The organism is Citrobacter sp. SX206 (assembly GCF_024181025.1).
GTDB lineage: Bacteria > Pseudomonadota > Gammaproteobacteria > Enterobacterales > Enterobacteriaceae > Citrobacter > Citrobacter youngae.
On record NZ_CP049738.1, the window covers coordinates 2,039,044 to 2,062,600 of the forward strand.

The 23,557-nt window shown below is 50.7% G+C and carries 23 protein-coding genes and 1 pseudogene; 12 read left to right on the forward strand and 12 right to left on the reverse strand.

All coding sequences use genetic code 11. From position 1 onward, the window contains the following. The first annotated feature begins 404 nt into the window (after positions 1-404). The 7 genes from ychE to G8S19_RS10010 all read left to right on the forward strand — a co-directional run bounded on the left by ychE (position 405) and on the right by G8S19_RS10010 (position 8,444). Positions 405-1,052, forward strand: coding sequence for an NAAT family transporter YchE (gene ychE, locus G8S19_RS09980; protein WP_048211478.1), 648 nt, complete (start codon positions 405-407; stop codon positions 1,050-1,052). Positions 1,053-1,825: 773 nt separating this feature from the next. Next, complete coding sequence (gene oppA, locus G8S19_RS09985; protein WP_048211480.1) at positions 1,826-3,457, forward strand: oligopeptide ABC transporter substrate-binding protein OppA; 1,632 nt, start codon at positions 1,826-1,828, stop codon at positions 3,455-3,457. A gap of 233 nt (positions 3,458-3,690) precedes the next feature. Then, positions 3,691-4,611 carry an oligopeptide ABC transporter permease OppB gene (gene oppB, locus G8S19_RS09990; protein ID WP_005126405.1) on the forward strand — a complete coding sequence of 307 codons (921 nt, stop codon included), beginning with the start codon at positions 3,691-3,693 and terminating at the stop codon, positions 4,609-4,611. Between the two features lie 14 nt (positions 4,612-4,625). Further along, positions 4,626-5,534, forward strand: coding sequence for an oligopeptide ABC transporter permease OppC (oppC, locus tag G8S19_RS09995; protein WP_048211481.1), 909 nt, complete (start codon positions 4,626-4,628; stop codon positions 5,532-5,534). Positions 5,535-5,545: 11 nt separating this feature from the next. Continuing rightward, complete coding sequence (gene oppD, locus G8S19_RS10000; RefSeq protein ID WP_124021107.1) at positions 5,546-6,559, forward strand: murein tripeptide/oligopeptide ABC transporter ATP-binding protein OppD; 1,014 nt, start codon at positions 5,546-5,548, stop codon at positions 6,557-6,559. Next, a complete protein-coding gene (oppF, locus tag G8S19_RS10005) occupies positions 6,556-7,560 on the forward strand; it encodes a murein tripeptide/oligopeptide ABC transporter ATP-binding protein OppF (protein ID WP_048211482.1) in 1,005 nt (334 codons plus the stop codon). Before oppD ends, oppF begins: the two co-directional genes overlap by 4 nt. Before the next feature lie 47 nt (positions 7,561-7,607). Next, entirely contained in the window at positions 7,608-8,444 is an 837-nt protein-coding gene (locus G8S19_RS10010) for an ion transporter (RefSeq protein ID WP_048211483.1), read from the forward strand. 37 nt (positions 8,445-8,481) lie between these two features. Here G8S19_RS10010 and G8S19_RS10015 read toward each other — a convergent pair whose 3' ends face one another. After that, a complete protein-coding gene (locus G8S19_RS10015) occupies positions 8,482-8,811 on the reverse strand; it encodes an HI1450 family dsDNA-mimic protein (RefSeq protein WP_040233211.1) in 330 nt (109 codons plus the stop codon). A 34-nt stretch (positions 8,812-8,845) separates the two neighbouring features. Further along, entirely contained in the window at positions 8,846-10,306 is a 1,461-nt protein-coding gene (gene cls, locus G8S19_RS10020; RefSeq protein WP_040233209.1) for a cardiolipin synthase, read from the reverse strand. Between the two features lie 142 nt (positions 10,307-10,448). Between cls and G8S19_RS10025 the strand changes: the two genes are divergently transcribed. After that, a complete protein-coding gene (locus G8S19_RS10025; protein ID WP_005126414.1) occupies positions 10,449-10,622 on the forward strand; it encodes a YciY family protein in 174 nt (57 codons plus the stop codon). Positions 10,623-10,674: 52 nt separating this feature from the next. Here G8S19_RS10025 and G8S19_RS10030 read toward each other — a convergent pair whose 3' ends face one another. Beyond that, positions 10,675-10,971 (reverse strand): YciI family protein, encoded by a 297-nt coding sequence (locus G8S19_RS10030; protein WP_048211485.1) that lies wholly within the window; start codon positions 10,969-10,971, stop codon positions 10,675-10,677. 214 nt (positions 10,972-11,185) lie between these two features. Between G8S19_RS10030 and tonB the strand changes: the two genes are divergently transcribed. Further along, on the forward strand, positions 11,186-11,914 hold the full coding sequence (gene tonB, locus G8S19_RS10035; protein WP_197724098.1) for a TonB system transport protein TonB: 729 nt from the start codon (positions 11,186-11,188) through the stop codon (positions 11,912-11,914). A gap of 68 nt (positions 11,915-11,982) precedes the next feature. Here tonB and yciA read toward each other — a convergent pair whose 3' ends face one another. The 4 genes and pseudogenes from yciA to G8S19_RS10055 all read right to left on the reverse strand — a co-directional run. Beyond that, positions 11,983-12,384, reverse strand: coding sequence for an acyl-CoA thioester hydrolase YciA (gene yciA, locus G8S19_RS10040; protein WP_048211486.1), 402 nt, complete (start codon positions 12,382-12,384; stop codon positions 11,983-11,985). Between the two features lie 165 nt (positions 12,385-12,549). After that, entirely contained in the window at positions 12,550-13,089 is a 540-nt protein-coding gene (locus G8S19_RS10045) for a septation protein A (RefSeq protein ID WP_005126421.1), read from the reverse strand. A 56-nt stretch (positions 13,090-13,145) separates the two neighbouring features. After that, the gene (locus G8S19_RS10050; protein ID WP_040233207.1) at positions 13,146-13,889 is read right to left on the reverse strand and encodes a YciC family protein; all 744 of its coding nucleotides are present in this window, start codon (positions 13,887-13,889) and stop codon (positions 13,146-13,148) included. Between the two features lie 28 nt (positions 13,890-13,917). After that, positions 13,918-14,004: pseudogene (locus G8S19_RS10055) on the reverse strand (YkgJ family cysteine cluster protein); the annotation flags it as partial. A 281-nt stretch (positions 14,005-14,285) separates the two neighbouring features. Here G8S19_RS10055 and ompW point away from each other — a divergent pair. The 3 genes from ompW (at position 14,286) to G8S19_RS10070 (ending at position 16,987) form a co-directional block, all read left to right on the forward strand. Further along, a complete protein-coding gene (ompW, locus tag G8S19_RS10060) occupies positions 14,286-14,924 on the forward strand; it encodes an outer membrane protein OmpW (protein WP_040233206.1) in 639 nt (212 codons plus the stop codon). A 130-nt stretch (positions 14,925-15,054) separates the two neighbouring features. Further along, entirely contained in the window at positions 15,055-15,330 is a 276-nt protein-coding gene (locus G8S19_RS10065; protein ID WP_048211488.1) for a hypothetical protein, read from the forward strand. A gap of 187 nt (positions 15,331-15,517) precedes the next feature. Further along, on the forward strand, positions 15,518-16,987 hold the full coding sequence (locus G8S19_RS10070) for a GGDEF domain-containing protein (protein ID WP_124021157.1): 1,470 nt from the start codon (positions 15,518-15,520) through the stop codon (positions 16,985-16,987). Between the two features lie 32 nt (positions 16,988-17,019). Here the strand turns inward: G8S19_RS10070 and trpA are convergent, their stop codons facing one another. Genes trpA through G8S19_RS10095 form a run of 5 tightly spaced genes read right to left on the reverse strand, consistent with a single transcriptional unit; the run spans position 17,020 to position 23,549 of the window. Further along, positions 17,020-17,826, reverse strand: coding sequence for a tryptophan synthase subunit alpha (gene trpA, locus G8S19_RS10075; RefSeq protein WP_124021158.1), 807 nt, complete (start codon positions 17,824-17,826; stop codon positions 17,020-17,022). Continuing rightward, positions 17,826-19,019 (reverse strand): tryptophan synthase subunit beta, encoded by a 1,194-nt coding sequence (gene trpB, locus G8S19_RS10080; protein ID WP_003020645.1) that lies wholly within the window; start codon positions 19,017-19,019, stop codon positions 17,826-17,828. Before trpB ends, trpA begins: the two co-directional genes overlap by 1 nt. A gap of 10 nt (positions 19,020-19,029) precedes the next feature. Continuing rightward, on the reverse strand, positions 19,030-20,388 hold the full coding sequence (gene trpCF / locus G8S19_RS10085) for a bifunctional indole-3-glycerol-phosphate synthase TrpC/phosphoribosylanthranilate isomerase TrpF (RefSeq protein WP_253686622.1): 1,359 nt from the start codon (positions 20,386-20,388) through the stop codon (positions 19,030-19,032). 3 nt (positions 20,389-20,391) lie between these two features. Beyond that, positions 20,392-21,987 (reverse strand): bifunctional anthranilate synthase glutamate amidotransferase component TrpG/anthranilate phosphoribosyltransferase TrpD, encoded by a 1,596-nt coding sequence (trpD, locus tag G8S19_RS10090; RefSeq protein ID WP_003020639.1) that lies wholly within the window; start codon positions 21,985-21,987, stop codon positions 20,392-20,394. Next, positions 21,987-23,549, reverse strand: coding sequence for an anthranilate synthase component 1 (locus G8S19_RS10095; protein ID WP_253686510.1), 1,563 nt, complete (start codon positions 23,547-23,549; stop codon positions 21,987-21,989). The genes trpD and G8S19_RS10095 overlap by 1 nt, the downstream gene beginning before the upstream one ends. Between the last annotated feature and the right edge of the window lie 8 nt (positions 23,550-23,557).

Below are 23,557 nucleotides of genomic sequence, written 5' to 3' on the forward strand. Positions count from 1 at the left end.
TAACGTTTTGAAAATCAAACGGTTAATTAACGTCCACTTTACTTTGATTTACTAAAAGAGCTTATGCGTTAGCGTCATTTAACTCTAACGCGTTACCTCCAGGTGGCGTAAGCAAGATTACTCACTTCTGAGTAGTAATTGCGTGATCTGGATCAAATTTCCGCAAAGCTGACACCTTTCAGCAGGCCCTTTTAGCGTTTCTTGGTAAGTGTTAAAAAATTGATGTAATGAATGAGGTTAACATTAGCATATTTAATACATATTAATAACACTGAGTAATGGTAGCGTATTTACGTAGATATACGCAGATAGCAGGTGAAGTATGCTGACAAAAGGCGTATCTTCAGCGCGGATTTCATCAATTTTATGACTCATTTTATCCGGCTAACGCTTCGGAGCTAACCGTGATCCATACGCTATTCGATTTTCCTGTTTATTTTAAATTTTTCATTGGGTTATTTGCATTGGTCAACCCGGTAGGGATCATCCCTGTCTTTATCAGCATGACCAGCTACCAGACCGCTGCCGCACGCAATAAAACCAACCTTACGGCAAACCTGTCGGTTGCTATCATTCTGTGGATCTCTCTGTTTCTGGGGGATGGAATTCTGCAATTGTTTGGTATCTCAATTGATTCGTTCAGGATTGCCGGTGGTATCCTGGTCGTGACTATCGCGATGTCGATGATCAGCGGAAAACTTGGGGAAGATAAGCAAAACAAGCAGGAAAAGTCGGAGACGGCGATACGCGAGAGCATTGGCGTTGTCCCGTTAGCGCTGCCGTTAATGGCGGGACCGGGGGCAATAAGCTCAACGATCGTCTGGGGCACGCGTTACCATAGTGCTATTAATCTGTTCGGCTTTTTCGTGGCGATTGCGCTGTTTGCGCTGTGTTGTTGGGGATTGTTTCGTATGGCGCCGTGGTTAGTTCGCCTGCTGGGCCAAACGGGCATCAACGTCATTACGCGTATTATGGGGTTGTTACTCATGGCGTTGGGCATTGAGTTCATTGTGACCGGGATCAAATCCATTTTCCCGGGCTTACTTGCCTGAATCCACCGAATCAATATAAACGGAGCTGCTTCCAGGCTCCGTTTCCCACCATTATCAGTAATACTTCTCACTAAAGTTGAAACGCGCCATAGCAGTAATAAAAGATGCTGATAGCCACTGCATTTTTATGTATTGATTTTCAACACAATTATCTTTTCAGCAGAACAGATGAACCAGGGCCGCATTGTTATTTTATTAACATCATACTCTTGGGCTTGCTGAAGGATTATCGAAATGTTATTAGTTATTTCAGCACCTAATTTAGATGAATGTGCTAATTAATAACCAATTGTTAAATTTATGTGCATTTTGACGTCTCTTCGATGCCGGACAGGGCGATGAGTCGGGTGACTCACGTAATGCATTGAATAAATTGATTTTATTTTTAAAAAAATCGCTGTATTAATGCTTTTGTTGTGCGTTTTTTTTTCGATAAAAGAGAATTGGTTAACAAATCTGTAAAATGTATTGGCGGTGAAGAAACGCATTTGATACTTTCCGGCCAGGTATTTAGCAGAAGATTTCACGTTGATGAGAATAATTTTCATTTAATCTCTCTCAACAGGGTAATAGCGTGCTTCCGGCAGGGGAGGCACGTAGATAATCGACGCAAGGCGATCAAACGAATCGCCAGAATAAATAAAGTCGGTGATAGCGAGCAGTAAACAAAAAAACACCTGACGGCAGAAAATCTCCGGTGTCGTACAGGGATCCTGACAGGATTAACAGTCTGGTTATAAAACCAGCCATAATAATGAGGGAGTACAAACACAATGACTAACATCACTAAAAAAAGTTTAGTAGCTGCGGGGATCCTAACTGCGCTAATCGCTGGAAATGTTGCTACAGCAGCAGTGGTACCAGCAGGCGTTCAGTTGGCTGAGAAGCAGACTCTGGTGCGTAATAATGGTTCGGAAGTTCAGTCACTCGATCCGCATAAAATCGAAGGTGTGCCGGAATCCAACATTAGCCGTGATTTATTTGAAGGTTTATTAATCAGTGACGTTGATGGCAAACCATCGCCGGGTGTGGCTGATAAATGGGAAAATAAAGATTTTAAAGTCTGGACATTCCATCTGCGTAAAGACGCTAAATGGTCTGATGGAACGCCTGTTACCGCACAAGATTTCGTCTATAGCTGGCAACGTCTGGCGAACCCCAATACTGCTTCACCGTACGCCAGCTATTTACAGTACGGACATATTGTCAATATTGATGACATCATCGCTGGTAAGAAGCCAGTTACCGATCTCGGTGTAAAAGCGATTGATGACCATACCTTTGAAGTGACTCTGAGTGAACCTGTTCCTTATTTCTACAAACTCCTTGTGCACTCTTCTCTTTCCCCTGTGCCTAAAGCCGTGGTGGAAAAATTCGGTGAAAAATGGACCCAGCCCGCTAACATCGTTTCTAACGGCTCTTATAAACTGAAAGACTGGGTTGTCAACGAGCGTATTGTACTTGAGCGTAATACTCACTACTGGGACAACGCGAAAACCATTATTAACCAGGTCACATACCTGCCAATTTCTTCTGAAGTGACTGACGTGAACCGCTATCGCAGCGGTGAAATCGACATGACCTATAACAACATGCCGATTGAGTTATTCCAGAAACTGAAAAAAGAGATCCCGAACGAAGTTCACGTTGATCCTTATCTGTGCACCTACTATTACGAAATTAACAACCAAAAAGCACCGTTCAACGATGTTCGTGTACGTACCGCCCTGAAGCTGGCGCTGGATCGTGACATCATCGTCAACAAAGTGAAAAACCAGGGCGATCTGCCCGCCTATAGCTTTACCCCGCCGTATACTGATGGCGCTAAACTGGTTGAGCCAGAGTGGTTCAAGTGGTCACAGGAAAAACGTAACGAAGAGGCGAAAAAACTGCTGGCCGAAGCTGGCTTCACCGCTGAAAAACCGTTGACCTTTGATCTGCTGTATAACACCTCCGATCTGCACAAGAAGCTGGCTATCGCTGCGGCATCCATCTGGAAGAAAAATCTGGGTGCGAATGTGAAACTGGAAAATCAGGAGTGGAAGACGTTCCTCGATACGCGTCATCAGGGCAACTATGATGTTTCACGCGCAGGCTGGTGTGCGGATTATAACGAACCGACGTCTTTCCTGAATATGGTACTGTCCGATAGCTCCAACAACACCGTCCACTATAAGAGCCCTGCATTTGACAAGTTGATTGCTGATACCCTGAAAGCAACTGATGATGCTCAGCGCAGTGAACTGTATTCGCAAGCAGAACAGCTGCTGGATAAAGACTCTGCAATTGTACCGGTGTTCTACTACGTCAACGCCCGTCTGGTGAAACCTTGGGTAGGCGGATACTCCGGTAAAGACCCGATGGATAATATCCACGTTAAAGACTTGTATATTATCAAGCATTAATGGCAAGACGTGGGGCGATTAAGGTTGCCCCACAGTGTCTTTTTCTTCGAACTATAAATACCTCTTTAGACAAAGAGAGGTATACCCTAAATAATTCACGTTGCAGGAAGGCGGCAACGCAGCGAATCGCCAGGAGCTTACTTAAGTAAGTGACGGGCGTGAGCGAGCAAAGCCAACGCATCTGCAGCTTGAAGTATGACGGGTATAAAGGCACACGCCAGAAGGTACGGGCAATGTTGAAATTTATATTACGCCGCTGTCTGGAAGCGATTCCGACACTATTTATTCTTATTACGATTTCATTCTTTATGATGCGTCTTGCGCCGGGAAGTCCTTTCACCGGAGAGCGCGCCTTGCCGCCAGAAGTTCTGGCGAATATTGAAGCGAAATACCATCTTAATGATCCGATCTCAACGCAGTACTTTAGCTATCTGAAACAGCTGGCGCACGGTGATTTTGGACCATCCTTTAAATATAAAGACTACACCGTTAATGACCTGGTCGCGTCAAGCTTTCCGGTTTCCGCGAAGCTGGGGGCTGCGGCCTTTATTCTGGCGGTGGTGATCGGTGTTAGTGCGGGCGTAATCGCCGCGTTGAAGCAAAACACGCGTTGGGATTATACGGTTATGGGGGTGGCGATGACCGGGGTGGTGATCCCCAGTTTTGTCGTTGCCCCCTTATTAGTCATGATATTTGCGATCACACTGAAATGGCTACCCGGTGGCGGTTGGAACGGTGGGGCGCTGAAATTTATGATCCTGCCCATGGTGGCGCTATCCCTGGCCTATATTGCCAGTATTGCGCGTATTACCCGCGGCTCGATGATTGAAGTGCTGCACTCTAACTTTATTCGGACCGCGCGTGCTAAAGGGTTGCCGATGCGACGGATTATTTTCCGCCATGCGTTAAAACCTGCGCTGTTGCCGGTGTTGTCCTATATGGGACCCGCGTTTGTCGGCATCATTACCGGTTCGATGGTTATTGAAACTATCTATGGTTTACCGGGGATTGGGCAGTTGTTTGTGAATGGCGCATTAAACCGCGATTACTCGCTGGTACTGAGCCTGACTATTCTGGTTGGCGCACTGACCATCGTGTTTAACGCGATTGTCGATGTGCTGTATGCCGTAATCGACCCGAAAATCCGTTACTGATACTGGAGCTCGCTATGATGTTAAGTAAGAAAAACAGCGAAGCGCTGGAGAATTTCAGTGAGAAGCTGGAGGTCGAAGGCCGCAGCCTGTGGCAGGACGCTCGTCGACGCTTTATGCATAACCGAGCGGCAGTAGCCAGCCTCGTGGTACTGGTGATTATTGCGCTGTTTGTGACGTTGGCACCCATGTTATCGCAGTTTACCTACTTCGATACTGACTGGGGCATGATGTCCAGCGCGCCTGATACGGAGTCTGGGCACTATTTTGGCACTGACTCATCTGGCCGTGATCTGCTGGTGAGGGTGGCTATTGGTGGACGGATCTCGTTGATGGTGGGGATTGCTGCGGCGCTGGTGGCGGTGATTGTGGGCACGCTGTACGGTTCACTGTCGGGTTACCTGGGCGGCAAAATCGACTCTGTGATGATGCGTCTGCTGGAAATCCTTAACTCCTTCCCGTTCATGTTCTTCGTTATTCTGTTGGTTACCTTCTTTGGGCAAAACATCCTGTTAATCTTTGTGGCGATTGGGATGGTGTCCTGGCTTGATATGGCGCGTATCGTTCGTGGCCAGACGCTGAGCCTGAAGCGCAAAGAGTTTATTGAAGCAGCCCAGGTCGGTGGGGTGTCTACCGTGCGTATTGTTGTGCGACACATTGTGCCAAACGTACTCGGTGTGGTGGTGGTCTACGCCTCATTGCTGGTTCCCAGCATGATCCTGTTTGAATCGTTCCTGAGCTTCCTGGGACTTGGCACACAAGAGCCGCTAAGTAGCTGGGGCGCACTGCTCAGCGATGGTGCCAACTCGATGGAAGTATCACCATGGTTACTGCTGTTTCCGGCAGGGTTCCTGGTGGTGACGCTATTTTGTTTTAACTTTATTGGCGATGGCCTGCGTGATGCCCTCGACCCGAAAGACCGTTAAGGAGTGCCGCCATGAGCGTAATTGAGACCTCAACCGCGCCGCTCGCGCAACAACAGGCTAACGCACTGCTAAACGTTACCGATCTGCGTGTGACGTTTGCCACCCCAGATGGTGATGTTACTGCAGTAAACGATTTAAACTTTTCACTACGCGCCGGGGAAACGCTGGGTATTGTTGGTGAGTCTGGTTCAGGTAAGTCGCAGACTGCATTTGCCTTGATGGGCCTGCTGGCCGCAAATGGCCGGATTGGCGGCTCCGCTACATTCAACGGTCGTGAGATCCTGAACTTACCGGAGCGTGAGCTGAACAAGCTACGCGCCGAGCAAATCTCGATGATCTTCCAGGATCCCATGACCTCTCTGAATCCGTATATGCGGGTCGGCGAACAGTTAATGGAAGTTCTGATGCTACACAAAGGTATGAGCAAAGCGGAAGCCTTTGAAGAATCAGTCAGGATGCTGGATGCGGTGAAAATGCCGGAAGCGCGTAAGCGTATGAAAATGTATCCGCATGAATTCTCCGGCGGGATGCGGCAACGTGTGATGATCGCCATGGCGCTTCTGTGCAGGCCAAAGTTACTGATTGCCGATGAACCCACTACTGCGCTGGATGTCACGGTTCAGGCGCAAATCATGACGCTGCTGAATGAACTGAAAAGTGAATTCAATACCGCAATTATTATGATTACTCACGACCTCGGTGTTGTTGCTGGTATTTGCGACAAGGTGTTGGTGATGTATGCCGGACGCACGATGGAATATGGTAGTGCGCGTGATGTCTTTTATAAGCCGGTTCATCCGTATTCGATTGGCCTGCTTAATGCCGTCCCGCGTCTGGATGCCGAAGGGGAAGAAATGCTGACTATCCCGGGTAATCCGCCGAATCTGTTGCGTTTACCGAAAGGCTGCCCGTTCCAGCCCCGTTGCCCGCATGCCATGGAAATCTGTAGCAGTGCTCCGCCACTGGAAGAGTTTAGTCCGGGCCGTCTGCGCGCCTGCTTTAAACCGGTGGAGGAACTGGTATGAATGCGGTAACCGAACAACGAAAAGTACTCCTCGAAATTGCCGATCTGAAAGTCCATTTCGACATCAAAGATGGTAAACAGTGGTTCTGGCAACCGTCGAAAACGCTGAAAGCCGTTGATGGCGTGACCCTACGTCTGTATGAGGGCGAAACATTAGGCGTAGTGGGGGAATCGGGTTGCGGGAAATCGACGTTTGCGCGTGCGATTATCGGTCTGGTAAAAGCGACTGATGGTAAAGTCGCCTGGCTCGGCAAAGATTTGCTTGGCATGAAACCCGATGAGTGGCGGGCAGTGCGCAGTGACATCCAGATGATTTTCCAGGATCCGCTGGCATCGTTAAACCCACGTATGACCATCGGTGAAATTATCGCCGAACCGCTGCGGACTTATCACCCGAATCTGCCTGGGCAGGAAGTCCGTGACCGCGTAAAGGCGATGATGATGAAAGTGGGGTTACTGCCTAACCTGATTAACCGCTACCCGCACGAGTTTTCCGGTGGGCAGTGCCAGCGTATTGGTATTGCTCGCGCGTTGATCCTTGAGCCGAAGCTGATAATTTGTGATGAGCCTGTATCCGCGCTGGATGTGTCGATTCAGGCGCAGGTTGTTAACCTGTTGCAGCAATTACAGCGTGAGATGGGCTTATCATTAATCTTCATTGCCCATGACCTGGCAGTGGTTAAGCATATTTCCGATCGTGTGCTGGTGATGTATCTCGGACATGCGGTGGAGTTGGGGACCTATGACGAGGTGTACCATAATCCGCTGCATCCCTATACCAAAGCACTAATGTCAGCGGTGCCAATTCCCGATCCTGATATGGAGAGGAACAAGGTTATCCAACTGCTGGAAGGTGAGTTACCCTCCCCGATTAATCCGCCTTCGGGGTGTGTGTTCCGCACACGTTGTCCGATCGCCGGCCCAGAATGCGCGAAAACGCGTCCTGTACTTGAAGGGAGTTTCCGACACGCGGTTTCCTGCTTAAAAGTAGACCCGCTATAATCGAGAGGGCTGACACACTGTCAGCCCTTCTTTTTGGTGAGGTAAATGTGTCAGGCTTAGTCTCTTCTGTTCGCCGTACTCTCTATCGTACATTATTTGATTTAGACACGCGCTCGGGGCGCCGTTTTGAAGGCATGTGCGCACTGTTCGCATTGCTGAGCGTGATTGTTATCTTCATTGAGTCTGGGGTCGGGACGCAATACCATTTAACCTATGATGAATGGCATATTTTTGTCTGGCTGGAAGTCTTTATTACGCTGGTCTTTACCATCGAATATCTGCTCAGATTGTGCTGCTGGGCCAATCCTGCAAAATATGTGTTTAGCTTTTGGGGAATTATCGATCTCGCGACAATTCTGCCACTGTATGTGATGTGGCTATGGCCGGAAATTAGTCTGAGTTATGTTTTCGCCTGGCGAGCGATGCGCGTGCTGCGTGTACTGCGAATACTCAAACTGCTGCGATTTATGCCGTCGCTGCGTGTGTTCTGGAGCGCAATTAAAAGTGCCCGTCATCAGTTGATGCTGTTTTATTCGTTTATTGCCATTCTGATGATTGTCTTTGGCGCCCTGATGTACCTGATTGAAGGCCCGAAATATGGTTTTACTACGCTGAATGCGTCGGTATATTGGGCAATCGTTACGGTTACAACTGTTGGCTATGGTGATATTACCCCGCATACACCGCTTGGCCGCATGGTTGCGTCAGTGCTGATCCTGATTGGTTATTCGGTTATCGCAATCCCGACAGGATTGATAACAACACATATGAGTAGTGCGTTTCAGCACCGGCAAAATCAGCGCAAATGTCCACAGTGCCAACAAAGCCAGCATGAGCACAGCGCGCAATTTTGTAATCGTTGCGGAAGTAAATTGCCTGACTAGAAATAAAAAAAGCTGCGAGAGCAGCTTTTTGTTTTCATTATTCACGCCAGAGGATGTGGCAGAGTTTGTGATCTTTTTCGCGACATAACAGAACACGCGCAAAAATATCGTTAATCTCGCCGTCTTCTGAGTCTGCCAGACCAATCACCACTTCGGCGAAGAAGTCAGGATTCAGGTCAAAATCAACGTGCTCCTGCCAGTCTTGTGCAGGGTCGAATAACTCTGCACCGCCACGCTCTTCAAACTGCAAATTGAACAGAAGGATGTCGGCCGGATCGAGATTGTCCGCCGCCAGTTCGAGAAAAATGTCATAAGCCTGCTCGAGCGTTTCGTCTTCGGTCAGGCGGTTGTTCAAATCCATATCCATAATGACTACCTGTTTACTGTCTGATGGGCACGTTTTACAGCAACGGGCTAAAGAAGTAAAACAGTCGCTCAGCGATACGCTGCCAGAGTGGTCGTTTTACCCACAAACGTGCATCCAGCAGGCGGGAACGCGAAATATAATCATCCTGTACCGCAGCGAGGTCACCGCCGAATCCGGCATCGTCAATCACTAGTGTTATCTCAAAATTCAGCCACAGGCTGCGCATATCCAGGTTAACAGTACCGACCAGACTCAATTCGCCATCAACCAGCACGCTCTTGGTATGTAACAACCCACCTTCGAACTGGTAGATTTTCACGCCTGCCGCCAGCAACTCGGTGAAAAAAGCCCGGCTTGCCCAGCCAACCAGCATCGAGTCATTCTTGCGTGGAAGAATGATGCTGACATCTACACCACGCTGCGCTGCCGTACAGATGGCGTGCAGCAGATCGTCACTGGGGACGAAGTAGGGGGTGGTCATGATTAAATATTCACGAGCAGAATATGCGGCGGTCAATAAGGCCTGATGGATCAAGTCTTCAGGGAAGCCAGGACCGGAGGCAATAGTGTGAATGGTGTGCCCGCTGGCCTGCTCAAACGGCATGATGTTGACATCGGGAGGCGGCGGTAAAATACGTTTACCGGTTTCAATTTCCCAGTCGCATGAGTAGACGATCCCCATGGCAGTGGCCACCGGGCCTTCCATTCTTGCCATTAAATCAACCCATTGTCCGACACCGGCATCCTGTTTAAAGAAACGCGGATCGACCATGTTCATGCTGCCGGTATACGCAATGTAGTTGTCGATCATGATCATTTTACGATGCTGACGCAGGTCCATACGGCGTAAAAATACACGCATCAGGTTCACCTTCAGCGCTTCTACAACCTCGATACCTGCGTTACGCATCATCGCCGCCCAAGGGCTGCGGAAGAACGCCACGCTGCCGGCGGAGTCCAGCATCAGGCGACAGTGAATGCCACGTCTCGCGGCAGCCATTAACGACTCGGCTACCTGATCGGCCATACCGCCAGGTTGCCAGATGTAGAACACCATCTCAATGTTGTGACGTGCCAGCTGAATATCACGGATTAACGCCTGCATCACGTCATCAGAGTTGGTGAGAAGCTGCAGCTGATTTCCCTTAACGCCGGCAATGCCCTGGCGACGCTCGCATAACTTAAATAATGAGGAGGCAACGCTGCTGTTTTCTTGCGCGAAAATATGTTTGCAGGCTTTGAGATCGTTCAGCCATTTGGCTGTTGATGGCCACATCGCTCTGGCGCGCTCGGCGCGGCGTTTGCCCAGGTGGAGTTCACCAAAGGACAGATAAGCAATGATCCCTACCAATGGCAGTATATAGATGATCAAAAGCCAGGCCATTGCGGAGGGTACTGCGCGTCGCTTCATCAGAATGCGTAACGTTACGCCAGCAATGAGTACCCAGTAACCCAGAATGACCAGCCAACTCACCACGGTGTAGAAGGTTGTCATAAAATTAAAAATCCTTTTGAAAGCGTATTGTTAAGAGTTTACGCATCAGGAGTCATCTGGCAAATAAAAACACGGGAAAACCACTGGTCTGCATGCGGTCTGGGGGTATAATGCCCGCTCTGTGACTGGAAGAGTAGTTAACATGAAGCGTAGTAGAACGGAAGTGGGACGCTGGCGGATGCTGCGTCAGGCTAGCCGCCGTAAAGCACGTTGGCTTGAAGGGCAATCGCGCCGTAACATGCGTATCCACTCCATCAGAAAATGCATTCTCAATCATCAACGAAATTCGTTGCTGTTTGCGATCTACAGCATTTGATCCAAAAAGGGCACCGTTGCGGTGCCCAATGTATTCCTGTCCGTTCTGTTTCTTAAAATACTTTTTTGTACGGTTTGACCGAAACTTGCGCATAAACGCCTGCAGCCACATACGGGTCGGCATCTGCCCACGCCTGCGCTGCCTCTAAAGATTCAAATTCCGCAATCACCGTCGATCCGGTAAATCCCGCCGCACCCGGATCGTTACTGTCGACAGCTGGCATGGGGCCCGCCGTCAGTAGACGACCTTCATCATGGAGGAGTTGCAGACGGGCCAGGTGAGCAGGGCGCACGGAAAGACGTTTCTCGAGAGAATCTGCGATATCTTGAGCATAAATAACATACAGCACGGGTAGAGCTCCTTGATCGGTAAAAGTCGCGTTTACGTTATTGGAAAGCCCTGGTAACTGCAACGTAAAGATAATAGCTTTGTTAAGGCCATATTAAGATAATGGTTTTTTTACATGAAATTGCGTTTTAAATGCGGCTTACTGTCATGGGCTTATTGAATATGATTGCTATTTGCATTTAAAATCGAGGCCTGGTTTTATAACTGAAACGATTATGACTGCAATGACCCTTGATTTACCTCGTCGCTTTCCCTGGCCGACGTTACTTTCCGTCGGCATTCACGGCGCTGTAGTGGCGGGTCTGCTGTATACCTCGGTACATCAGGTTATTGAACTGCCTGCACCCGCGCAGCCGATCTCCATCACGATGGTCGCACCTGCCGATCTTGAGCCACCTCAGGCAGTTCAACCACCGCCGCAGCCTGTCGTTGAGCCTGAACCGGAACCTGAACCGATACCGGAACCGCCAAAAGAGGCGCCGGTGGTGATTGAGAAACCGAAACCTAAACCAAAACCGAAGCCAAAACCGGTGAAAAAGGTTGAAGAGCAGCCCAAACGTGACGTGAAACCGGTTGAGTCGCGTCCAGTATCGCCGTTTGAGAACACGGCGCCTGCTCGTTCGACAACGACCAGCACCGCGCCGGCAACCAGTAAACCTGCGGTTAGCGCACCGTCTGGGCCACGCGCCTTAAGTCGTAATCAGCCACAGTATCCGGCGCGCGCGCAGGCTTTGCGCATTGAAGGTCGGGTGAAGGTCAAGTTTGATGTGACATCAGATGGCCGTGTGGAGAATGTTGAAGTGCTTTCCGCACAGCCTGCCAACATGTTTGAGCGTGAAGTGAAAAATGCGATGCGCAGATGGCGTTACGAAGCGGGCAAACCGGGATCTGGCCTGGTGGTGAATATCGTATTCCGTCTGAACGGTACGGCGCAGATTGAGTAACTGGCGTGCCGGAGTCGGCGTCAGGCTTTCTCCGGCAAGCAGGTCTGATAACGGTGTCAACGCGGTTATCAGACCTGTGTTGGTATCGGACGGGGTTTACCGTCTTTATCTACAGCGACGTAGATAAACAGGGCTTCAGTGGCTTTGTAACGCTGGCCAATAGGTTCCGAAGCGACTTTCTTCACCCAGACTTCAATATTAATGCTGATTGACGTCGTCCCGCGTTTTACGCAGCGTGCGTAGCAACAGACCACATCACCCACGGCAACCGGGCGCAAAAAGCTCATTCCTTCCACTCGCACCGTCACCACGCGGCCATGTGCGATCTCTTTGGCCTGAATAGCGCCACCAATATCCATCTGTGACATCAGCCAGCCGCCAAAAATATCACCGTTAGCATTGGTATCGGCAGGCATGGCCAGAGTGCGTAAAACCAGTTCACCCTGGGGGGTGTTATTCGTTGTTGTCATTGTAGAACCGACTGTAGAGAAAGATTACAGGCGGGATGCTACTAGAATTTACGAGCGGAGAACAGAGGGGATGCAGCGCGCGGAGGGGATGTAAGCCAGCTTGTCTGCCACGAAGAACGTGGGTGGGTAAAAATTCGCCAGATCCGCAGATCTGGCGAACACTTATTACGATTTATCTTCCTGCGGCAGATGGCGGTAGATATAGATTCCGCTCAGCAACGTGAAGAATAAGGTCAGGGCGGTTAAACCGAACACTTTGAAGTTGACCCAAATGTTCTGCGGCAGCCAAAACGCAATGTAGATATTGGCCAGTCCACACAGGATGAAGAAAACGGCCCAGGCCAGATTTAGCTTCGACCATACCGGCTGCGGCAGCGTCAGCTCTTTTCCTAACATGCGCTGAATCAACGGTTTTTTCATCACCCACTGGCTAACCAGCAGTGCACCGGCAAACAGTCCGTAAATCACCGTAACCTTCCACTTAATGAATTCATCGTTGTGGAAGAAAATAGTCAGGCCACCGAAGACAGCAACCAGAACAAAGGTGATTAACGCCATCTTCTCGACTTTGCGATAGCGAACCCAACTGTAAATCAACACCACAGCTGTTGCGACAATAAGCGCCGAGGTTGCCGCGTAGATGTCATAAAGCTTATAAAAAGCAAAAAAGACAACCAGCGGTAAAAAATCAAGAAACTGCTTCATTCTTCGAGTCCGTAATCAAAAAGCATTGGGTAACACACCCGGCATGCGTTCAGGGTTTATTGACGAATCAGCATATATAGGCGGAACAAATAGATCAGCAGCACAGCAGAGATCATATTGCTCAGCGTATTCGCCAATACCGCGCCTACGTTTGGCGTTAGTACTGCAAAACTTGGCGCAAAAAGCAACAGCAGCGTTTTTGCCAGTAACCAACCGATTACTGCCGGCGCTACCAGTCGCATATTAGACCACGCCAGACGCATACTGTTGCGCATAGCGGCAAAGACGCCCATTTTATCCTGCACGACCATCACCGGCGCGAGGGCCAGCAAGATAGCCAACAGAATACCAGGTACGACAACCAGCATAATACCGACCTGTACCAGCAGGGTAGTCAGAAAAATCAGAATAAACAATTTAGGTAATACCGGCGCGCTGGCGCCAATGGCGCGTAATGCGCTAACCCGATGACCCGCCGAAATCAATTGAATCATCAGGATGATGCCTCCTGCAAGGATGGCATTACCAATCAGCCCTGAAAACGTCGATGCTGCAGAAGCGCGTAGCAAAATTTGCTGCTGCTCCGGCGTCATATTCTGTACCAGATCGAACAGGCCCACACTGCTGGTTAGCTGATCCCCTTCGCTCAGTTGCGCGATTTGCGCGTCGCTGGGAGAAAAGGCATGCCCTAGCACCACTGTGATAAACGCGCACAATAACGATACCAGCAAGATGGTAATGAATTGATTACGGAAAAAGTTTCCCGTGTCACGGTAAACGGATTTCGCCGTGATAGACATGCACTCTCCTTGAGTTTTGCAGGTGTTCATTTGCGCGCAATTGTACCCTGGATAACTCTACAGTGGCAGCATCGTACGATGTATGGAAAGGCATATCTTTGTAAAGCTCCGGTAATTTTTGGCCAGGACTTCAGCATCTTGCAACATCGTTGTTTGTTCTCTGTGCATCACGTTCAAATAACCAACGCTTCGTGTTGGCGCCAAAGGTACTTGCATAGTGAAAATATATCAAAATTGATCTGAATTAATTTAACCAGGATTTTGAATGCAAGTTCTAACTTAATCTGGATCAATAAATGTTAAATTATCAAACTCAATGTGATCCAGGTTAGATCACTTATTACTCCATTGTGGGTATATTCGTTCCGCTTTTATAACCATAACGATGGAGCGGACATGAAAAAATTAACAGTTGCAGCATTGGCTTTAACAACTCTTCTCTCTGGTAACGCATTTGCGCATGAGGCCGGAGAGTTCTTTATTCGAGCAGGCTCGGCTACCGTCAGACCGACGGAAGGCGCGGGTGGTACGCTGGGAAGCCTGGGTGGCTTTGATGTCAGCAACAATACGCAGTTGGGCCTGACATTCACCTATATGGCAACCGACAATATTGGCGTTGAATTACTGGCAGCCACGCCGTTTCGCCATAAGATAGGCACCGGGGCAACCGGTGATATTGCCACCGTTCATCATTTACCGCCGACGTTAATGGCGCAGTGGTACTTTGGCGACTCCAGCAGCAAACTGCGTCCTTACGTTGGCGTGGGTGTGAACTACACGACTTTCTTCGATGAAGGTTTTAACAACAACGGGAAAGAAGCAGGTTTATCCGATCTGAGCCTGAAAGACTCCTGGGGTGCAGCAGGACAGGTCGGTATGGACTATCTGATCAACCGCGACTGGCTGATTAACATGTCAGTCTGGTACATGGATATCGACACCACCGCGAGCTATAAAATGGGTGGCGTCCAGCAGCGTGACAGCGTACGCCTCGATCCGTGGGTGTTTATGTTCTCTGCGGGTTATCGTTTTTAAGTCAATGATTCCAGTCTGATAGGCTGGTCGTTTCGCGGCCAGCTTTTTCTCCTCTCTTTTTCCCTTCCCGACTTTCTCCCCTTCGATGTAATGCTACTCTTTAAGCAAACTGGCTTTGAGGGTATTGACGATGATATTGACCCGTCAGCTGTTACAACAAAAAATTTCCCTTATGGAAGCATCCATAGACGATGATACAACAGAGTTTGCCGTGTATGCTGCGCGCGAATTATTGAATTACATGAGCAGGGTGGAAGCCCTGGAAAAGGTCATCGCCACACAAATCACACTACCTTACTGCAGCGCCAGCCCGGTTTGCGAGATTGAAGCGGGCTATGCCGCAGGCGTGAGTGACTGCCGTGAGGCCATCCGTCGGGCAGGGTATCCGATTGAAGGTGATGATTAGTTTGCATTTGTGTTAACAAAAATGTGCTTTTATTGTATAAGTCTGTAACTTTCGTGCACGAGTGCGCTTCTTATTTCAACTCATTAGTCTCTGGATGGTTAACATCTTTATCCATATACAACGCTGTTATGCAACAACATAAACGGGTAACCGGTTTGGTAATACTGTTAACTATCGGGGTGGACTCGTGAATATTGTGCAGGATAAGCTCCGAAACAGGCAGGCTCTGCTGGTATCCGGGCTCATTACGTTGGTATTTACCTCGCTGTTTCTGTTTATCATTTATGAACAGCGTATGGCGACCGCCAGTGAAGGCGTGAGCCGCCTGCAAGCTCACATGTTGGACATTTTTAACGATAATGAACTAATTGCCGATGCGATTGGCGAGCGTTACTACCACATCAAAACCGGCGAACAGTGTGGTGTTATGGCGCAGTTTGTTCCGCGAAATAAAGATGAATGGGGAATTAACGCCGACCCAAAGCGGGTTCATTCCGCGACAGGGACGATTATTGCTCAGCAACCCAGCCATAATGCGCTGTGTATGTATACTGCGGCGGAGTTCATTCGTGGAATGGTTAATGAGCTAAATCCAGGCAGCTTCGATGCGCATCGTTACATTATCGCCAGCCATTCAGATTATTTTTACTGGTTTATGGCTTCCGACTCGCGCAATTTCAGTTTTTCTGACTCCGAAATGGCGATGGATATTACGCAGTTTTTCTATCCGCCCGTCGATTTCTATACCCGGTTGCTGCAAAAAAATGTCAAAAATAAAGCTCTCAGTTCAACAAACTTCTATACCGATAAAATTACCGGTGAAAAAGCCTACAGCGTGGTGAGCTATATCTACGATCTGTCGGGTAAAGAGATATCAGACCAAATCGTTGCCTATCTGGTCTATGATCATTCGAAACCCGAGCTGCAGGAAGCGTTGGCCGAGGCGTTTGATAATCAAATTCTTCCCGGATTGAACGTGGAGTTAGTGAATTTAACCAACAAAGAGAGCCTTTGTTTATCCGGCAAATGTGCGGGACAATCCAGCTATTTGGTGCGCAATTTCTCAGAAAAATATGCGCTGCACTATTCGCTGTCATTAGGCCGTTTTATGGCGCGCGATACGCAAGCCGGCATTGTTATTCTGCTGGCGCCGTTCTTTTTCATCATGATTACTTTCTCGCTAAAATCATGGCTGAATGAAAGCGACCTGAAAGTTTATATTGATACGCTGACCGGCTGCTTTAATCGCCGAATTCTCGACATCATCAAGCGCAGGGATTTATCACATTGCTCGGTAGTGCTACTGGATTGCAATAAGTTCAAGGCCGTCAATGATACCTGGGGGCATGCTGCTGGGGACCGTGCGCTGCAAATTATCGCCAACAGAATGTTGTCTAACACCCGTACCAGCCACGATCTTGTGATCCGCACCGGCGGAGATGAATTTATGATCCTGCTGTTTCGCTCTCAGGCCAGTGATGCTATCGCGATTGCGCAGCGTATAAGCGGACAGGTGACCAGCCATGTATTTGTGGTGGACGGCAACACTATACCCTTGTCAGTGTCGTGGGGGATTGCAGAGGTGAAGGGGGAGCTGGATGCGGCAATCCAGAATGCGGATACTGCCATGTACAAAATGAAGCAGGCCAGGGAGTAAAACCGCCAGAAGTCACTGGCGGTTTAATTAGCTTACTGTTGGGTGGCGGCTTTCATCGCGCTGACAAACGCTTTCAGCTCAGCCAGCATTTGCTCTGGTGCTGCAACATTTTTCTCAATGATTTTGACAATCGCCGATCCGGAAATAGCCCCCGCAGCACCTGCTTCAATGGCGCCTGTCACCTGTTCCGGTGCAGAGATACCAAAGCCCTGTAAAGAAGGCGGGGCATTGAATTCTTTCAGCTTTTCGACCAGATGATGCAACGGTAACGCCGCACGATTTTCGGCACCCGTAACGCCTGCGCGTGACAATAAATAGGTATAACCGCGGCCATGAGCGGCAATCTGGCGCAGCAGTTCTTCGTCAGCATTAGGCGGGCAAATGAAAATTGGCGCTACATTATGACGTAATGCGGCCGTTCTGAATGGCGCAGACTCTTCAACCGGCACATCGGCGACTAATACCGAATCTACGCCGACCTTCTCACACTGTGCGTAAAATTCGTCAATACCCTTGCTGAACACCAGGTTGGCATACATCAGTAAACCAATTGGAATGGTTGGGTGTTTTTGCCGAATCAACGCCAACATTTCAAAACATTGTGACGGCGCGACGCCTGCCGCGAACGCACGTAATGTCGCTTCCTGGATGGTTGGGCCGTCGGCCAGCGGGTCGGAGAACGGAATACCCAGCTCAAGCGCATCGGCACCCGCTTCGATCAGCGTATCAATGATTTTCAGTGACTGTTCAACAGAGGGATCGCCCAGGGTCACGAAGGGGACAAAAGCGCCTTCTTTGCGGTCCTTCAGCTGTGCAAACAGGTTTTCGTAACGTTCCATCAGATTTCCCCTCGCGCTTTCAGAATATCGTGTACGGTGAAAATGTCTTTGTCGCCGCGACCGGAGAGGTTGACCACCAGTAACTGCTCTTTTTCGGGATTTTCACGCATCATTTTCAACGCATGTGCCAGGGCGTGGGAAGACTCCAGCGCCGGGATAATCCCCTCATGCAGACACAGCGTTTTGAAGGCTTCCAGCGCTTCATCATCAGTAATCGATACATAGTCAGCACGTCCGATACTGTTCAGATAAGCGTGCTGTGGCCCGACTGACGGGAAGTCCAGCCCGGCGGAAATAGAGTAAGACTCTTCAATCTGTCCTTCTTCGGTTTGCATCATCGGGGACTTCATGCCGAAGTAAATCCCGACACGACCATGTTTCAACGGCGCCCCGTGTTCTCCAGACTCAATCCCGTGACCGCCTGGCTCTACGCCAATCAGCCCGACGCTGGTTTCATTAATAAAGTCGGCGAACATACCGATGGCGTTAGAACCGCCGCCCACGCAGGCGATCACGGCGTCCGGCAGGCGACCCTCTTTTTCGAGGATCTGCGCTTTGGTTTCTTCACCGATCATGCGCTGGAATTCACGTACAATGGTCGGGAAGGGGTGCGGACCTGCCGCCGTACCGAGCATATAGTGCGCAGTGTCATAGCTGCCAGACCAGTCGCGCAGCGCTTCATTACAGGCATCTTTCAGCGTCGCGGAACCGCTGTGAACCGGGATCACTTCAGCGCCCATCAGACGCATACGGAAAACGTTAGGCGACTGGCGCTCGACGTCTTTCGCACCCATATAAATACGGCACTTTAAACCCAGCAAGGCGCTGGCAAGGGCAGACGCCACACCATGCTGACCCGCGCCGGTTTCGGCGATGATCTCGGTTTTACCCATTCGCTTCGCCAGCAACGCCTGGCCCAGCACCTGGTTGGTTTTGTGCGCGCCGCCGTGCAGCAAATCTTCACGTTTAAGGTACAACGTGGTGTTGGTGCCTTGAGTAATGTTCTGGCATTTGGTCAGTGCAGTTGGGCGACCAGCATAGTTTTTCAGCAGGTCTGTAAACTGTGCCTGAAACTCAGGGTCTTTTTGTGCACTGACGAACGCTTCTTCCAGTTGACGCAGCGCAGGCATCAGAATCTGTGGCACATACATACCGCCAAATTCACCAAAATACGGATTGAGTAATGTTGTCATGTCCTTTTCCTTAATATGCGCGCAGCGTCTGAAAGACTGAAGCCAGAAGACGCGCATCTTTGATGCCCGGCTGTGACTCTACGCCAGAATTGAAATCGAGCCCGGCACAGCCGGTTTTAGCCGCGTCGACGCAGTTATCTGCACCGAGTCCGCCAGCGAGTAAAACGTTATCCAGCGATTGTCCGCCTAAGAGTGACCAGTCGAAGCGTTGCCCGCTACCGCCCTGACCGTTGTCGAAAACGTATTTATCGACATGCTGGTAATCACGGGCTGGCAATGTCTCGCTGACGCTTAGCGCCTTCCAGATTTGCACCTGCGCGGGTAGCACATTGCGCAGAGCAGCGATATAGGCCTGATCTTCGCTTCCATGTAGTTGTACGGCGGCCAGCGACAGTGCGGTGACTTTTTCGCGGACGTCTGCGATGTCGGTGTTACGGAACACGCCTACATACTGTAGCGGTGCACCCGTCATAACGTCTCGCGCCTGCTCAACGCTGACAGCGCGTGGTGAGGTCGGGACAAAAATTACGCCGCCATAAATGGCCCCAGATTCGTACGCTGCTTTTGCATCCTGTGCACGAGTCAGTCCGCAGACTTTATTTTCGCCAAGCAAAACACGACGAACGGCGGCGTGAAGATCATCATGGGACATCAGCGCAGAACCTATCAGAAATCCGTTGGCGAAATGGCTGAGTTCGCGAACCTGACCATAAGTGTTGATCCCGGATTCGCTGATGACGGTGACGCCATGACCCAAACGTGGTGCAAGCTGGCGAGTACGGTTGAGGTCAATCGACAGGTCACGCAAATCACGGTTGTTAATACCGACGACTTTCGCCCCCAGCGCAATGGCGCGCTCCAGCTCTTCTTCATTGCTAACCTCGGTCAGCACGCCCATTTTCAGGCTGTGGGCGACGGCGGCGAGCTGACGATACTGTTCATCATCTAAAACCGACAACATCAGCAGGCAGGCGTCCGCCTGGTAGAAACGTGCCAGATAAATCTGGTAAGGATCGATAATAAAGTCTTTACACAGGATCGGCTGTGGTGCGATGCGACTGACGATGGGCAGAAAATCAAAGCTACCCTGAAAATATTTCTCGTCCGTCAGCACGGAAATCGCGGAAGCATAATGTTTATATACGCCCGCAATCTGTGCCGGGTCGAAGTCATCACGAATTACGCCTTTTGATGGAGAGGCTTTTTTGCACTCCAGAATAAAAGCGGTACGTGTCCCTTGCAGCGCATCGTAGAAATCACGCGTGCTGGGTTGAACATCATTTTGAAAGCTGGTCAGCGGTTGTTGCTGTTTGCGGGCTTCTACCCAAATCGCCTTGTCAGCGACAATTTTCGCTAAAACGGTTTGCATCATTTACCCTCTCGCTGCCAGTGCAGTAACACGGTCGTAAGCCGCACCGCTGCGCAGCACATTAATCACGGTTTGCGCGTTGGCTTTTAAGTCTTCTTCACCGTGCAGGCGCATTAACATGGCGACATTCGCGGCAACAGCAGCCTCATGAGCGGCCTCACCTTTACCTTGTAACAAGCGACTCAGAATGTCACGGTTTTCTTCCGGCGTGCCGCCAGCCAACTGTTCCTGATGATATGGCGTCAGGCCAAAGTCTTCCGCCGTTAGCTGGTAGCTCTTGATTTCACCATCGTGCAGCTCTGCCACAATGGTCGGTGCATGCAGCGAAACTTCGTCCATGCCACCACTGTGCACTACGGCTGCTCGCTGATAGCCGAGCACGCGCAGCGTTTCGGCAATCGGCAGCACCAGCTCCGGGCTGTAAACGCCGATCAGCGCAAGCGGCGGATGTGCCGGGTTAATCAACGGGCCGAGCACGTTAAACAGCGTGCGGGTTTTCAACTGCTGGCGTACCGGCATGGCATGGCGAAAACCGGTGTGGTATTTTGGCGCAAACAGAAAGCACACGCCGAGATCGTCAAGCGCCTGGCGGGATTTATCGGCGTTCATATCCAGATTGATGCCAAATGCCGCTAACAGATCCGAAGAACCCGATTTGCTGGAAACGCTGCGGTTACCGTGTTTGGCAACTTTCAGTCCGCAAGCCGCTGCAACAAAGGCGCTGGCGGTAGAAATATTGATGCTGTTGCTGCCGTCGCCGCCGGTACCGACAATATCGGCGAACAGATAATCAGGGCGTGGGAACGGGGCGGCATTTTCCAGCAGCGCGGTTGCCGCACCGGCAATTTCATTCGGATGCTCGCCACGAATTTTCATGCTCACCAGCGCCGCTGCCAGTTGTTCCGGCTTCAGTTCACCGCGGACCACGGCAGAGAACAACTGGTGGCTTTCCTGCTGGGACAGCGTCTGAGCCTGATACAGTTTCTCCAGAATAGGTTGCAGCGTATTGGTCTGTTCAAGCTTCTGTTGCGCCCAGGCCAGCGTTTGTTCCAGCAGACGCGCGCCCTGGGTGGTCAGAATGGATTCCGGATGGAACTGGAAACCGCACACGCGATCGGTATCGTGACGCACCGCCATCACCATGCCGTTAAAGTGGGCGTTGATGGTTAATCCTGCCGGAACGTTGCTGCCAACCAACGAATGATAGCGTGCCACCGGCAGCGGATTCGCCAGACCAGCAAACATCGCCTGACCATCGTGCTCAATGCTGGAGGCTTTGCCGTGCAGGATTTCTCCAGCCTGGCCCACATATCCGCCATAGGCCTCAACAATCGCCTGATGACCCAGACAGATGCCAATGATCGGCAGCTTGCCGCGCAGGCGGGTTAACAGTTCAGGCATGCAACCCGCTTCACTGGGCGCACCAGGACCTGGAGAGAGCATCAGCACCGGATTTTTCATCGTTGCTAAACGGTCAATCAACGTCTGGGCCGGAATATGGTTGCGGTAAATCACCACGTTGTGACCATTAGTACGTAGCTGATCCGCCAGGTTATAGGTAAAAGAGTCAATATTATCGAGCAGCAGAATGTCAGCCATCAGAAAGTCTCCTGTGCGTGGTGTGCGGTGGCGATAGCACGCAGAACCGCACGCGCTTTATTACGGGTTTCATCGGCTTCAGACTGCGGAACAGAATCCAGAACAATCCCGGCACCGGCTTGTACGGTAGCAATACCGTCTTCCACGAGGGCGGAACGAATCACAATACAGGTATCCAGATCGCCATGGGCGGTGAAGTAACCTACGGCACCGCCATAGCTTCCACGGCGTCGACCTTCGGCCTCGGCGATAAGCTGCATAGCGCGAACTTTCGGCGCGCCGCTCAGCGTGCCCATGTTCATACAGGCGCGGTAAGCATGCAGCACATCCAGATCGCTTCGCAGTTCGCCGACCACGCGCGAAACCAGGTGCATAACGAAGGAATACCGATCCACTTTGGTGAGATCCGCAACGTAGCGGCTGCCCGGCGTACAGATGCGTGCGAGATCGTTACGCGCCAGGTCAACCAGCATCAGGTGCTCTGAAAGCTCTTTATGGTCGGTACGCATCTCCAGCTCGATACGGCTGTCGAGATCGCGGTCAAGCGTTCCGTCTGCACGACGACCGCGTGGGCGGGTCCCGGCAATCGGGTAAATTTCAATCTGGCGGCTGGTGGCATCGTATTTCAACGAGCTTTCCGGCGATGCGCCGAACAGTGTGAACTCGTTGTCCTGCATGAAAAACATGTACGGGCTGGGGTTGCTTTTCTTCAGCACATAGTAGGCTGCCAGCGGCGACGGGCAGGGCAGCGAGAAACGACGAGATGGAACCACCTGGAAAATTTCGCCCGCGCGAATCGCTTTTTGCATGCCGCGCACCACGGCGCCGAACTCTTCATCGCTCTGATTGCATTCGCAGCGCATCTGCGGGACTTCAGTGACGGGCAGCGGCGGCGCAGGTTCGGTAAGCTGTTGGCTCAACTGTGCCAGGCGGGCGTTCAGTCGTAGTTTTTCCTCGTCATTTGGCGTAAAGATGCTGGCCTGAATGCGGGTACTTTTTTTCTGGTGGTCGATAACCATCAGTGTTTCTGCCAGATAGAAGCAGTAGTCCGGGCACTGGTTACCCGCCTCAAGCTGGGGTAAATCTTCAAATCCGGCAACCAGGTCGTAGGAAAACAGACCGCCGAAGAACATCGCTTCACGTTCCAGCGCCGGAACATTAACCAGTTCCTGCAGTAAACGGAACGCATCAAATACAGAAAGGGAACATAAACGGGCATCTTCATCCAGCAGCGGGCTTACGCTGGGGAATGTCAACTGACGAGTATTCGGCTGTTTATCGTTGTCAACGCCCGCGGGCAGGGCGGCGTCCAGCAGGGGCAGCAGCGATGCGCCATTCGCCGACAGTGCCTGAATAGTGACAGTGTCACCGAGAGCGGTAATACGCAACGCGCTGTCGACCAGCAGCAGGCTCTTGAGATCGTCCTTGCTGTCGATATCGGCGGATTCCAGCAGCAGCGTTGCCGGTCGTGCGCCACACACCTGATGAAACAGCGCCGTCGGGTTCTCACGGTAGGCGGCATCGCAGGCGAGCAGTTCAAGTGTTGGTTTTTGTGTTTGCATCGTTATTC

Coding starts and splice junctions, on each gene's coding strand:
- G8S19_RS10050 (WP_040233207.1), bottom strand. CDS start 13,889: ATGTCTATCACGGCGAAATCCGTTTACCGTGACACGGGAAACTTTTTC.
- G8S19_RS10095 (WP_253686510.1), bottom strand. CDS start 23,549: ATGCAAACACAAAAACCAACACTTGAACTGCTCGCCTGCGATGCCGCC.
- tonB (WP_197724098.1), top strand. CDS start 11,186: ATGACTGCAATGACCCTTGATTTACCTCGTCGCTTTCCCTGGCCGACG.
- oppB (WP_005126405.1), top strand. CDS start 3,691: ATGTTGAAATTTATATTACGCCGCTGTCTGGAAGCGATTCCGACACTA.
- G8S19_RS10065 (WP_048211488.1), top strand. CDS start 15,055: ATGATATTGACCCGTCAGCTGTTACAACAAAAAATTTCCCTTATGGAA.
- oppC (WP_048211481.1), top strand. CDS start 4,626: ATGATGTTAAGTAAGAAAAACAGCGAAGCGCTGGAGAATTTCAGTGAG.
- ompW (WP_040233206.1), top strand. CDS start 14,286: ATGAAAAAATTAACAGTTGCAGCATTGGCTTTAACAACTCTTCTCTCT.
- oppD (WP_124021107.1), top strand. CDS start 5,546: ATGAGCGTAATTGAGACCTCAACCGCGCCGCTCGCGCAACAACAGGCT.
- trpD (WP_003020639.1), bottom strand. CDS start 21,987: ATGGCTGACATTCTGCTGCTCGATAATATTGACTCTTTTACCTATAAC.
- trpCF (WP_253686622.1), bottom strand. CDS start 20,388: ATGCAAACCGTTTTAGCGAAAATTGTCGCTGACAAGGCGATTTGGGTA.
- trpB (WP_003020645.1), bottom strand. CDS start 19,019: ATGACAACATTACTCAATCCGTATTTTGGTGAATTTGGCGGTATGTAT.
- cls (WP_040233209.1), bottom strand. CDS start 10,306: ATGACAACCTTCTACACCGTGGTGAGTTGGCTGGTCATTCTGGGTTAC.
- G8S19_RS10045 (WP_005126421.1), bottom strand. CDS start 13,089: ATGAAGCAGTTTCTTGATTTTTTACCGCTGGTTGTCTTTTTTGCTTTT.
- trpA (WP_124021158.1), bottom strand. CDS start 17,826: ATGGAACGTTACGAAAACCTGTTTGCACAGCTGAAGGACCGCAAAGAA.
- oppA (WP_048211480.1), top strand. CDS start 1,826: ATGACTAACATCACTAAAAAAAGTTTAGTAGCTGCGGGGATCCTAACT.
- G8S19_RS10025 (WP_005126414.1), top strand. CDS start 10,449: ATGAAGCGTAGTAGAACGGAAGTGGGACGCTGGCGGATGCTGCGTCAG.
- G8S19_RS10015 (WP_040233211.1), bottom strand. CDS start 8,811: ATGGATATGGATTTGAACAACCGCCTGACCGAAGACGAAACGCTCGAG.
- oppF (WP_048211482.1), top strand. CDS start 6,556: ATGAATGCGGTAACCGAACAACGAAAAGTACTCCTCGAAATTGCCGAT.
- yciA (WP_048211486.1), bottom strand. CDS start 12,384: ATGACAACAACGAATAACACCCCCCAGGGTGAACTGGTTTTACGCACT.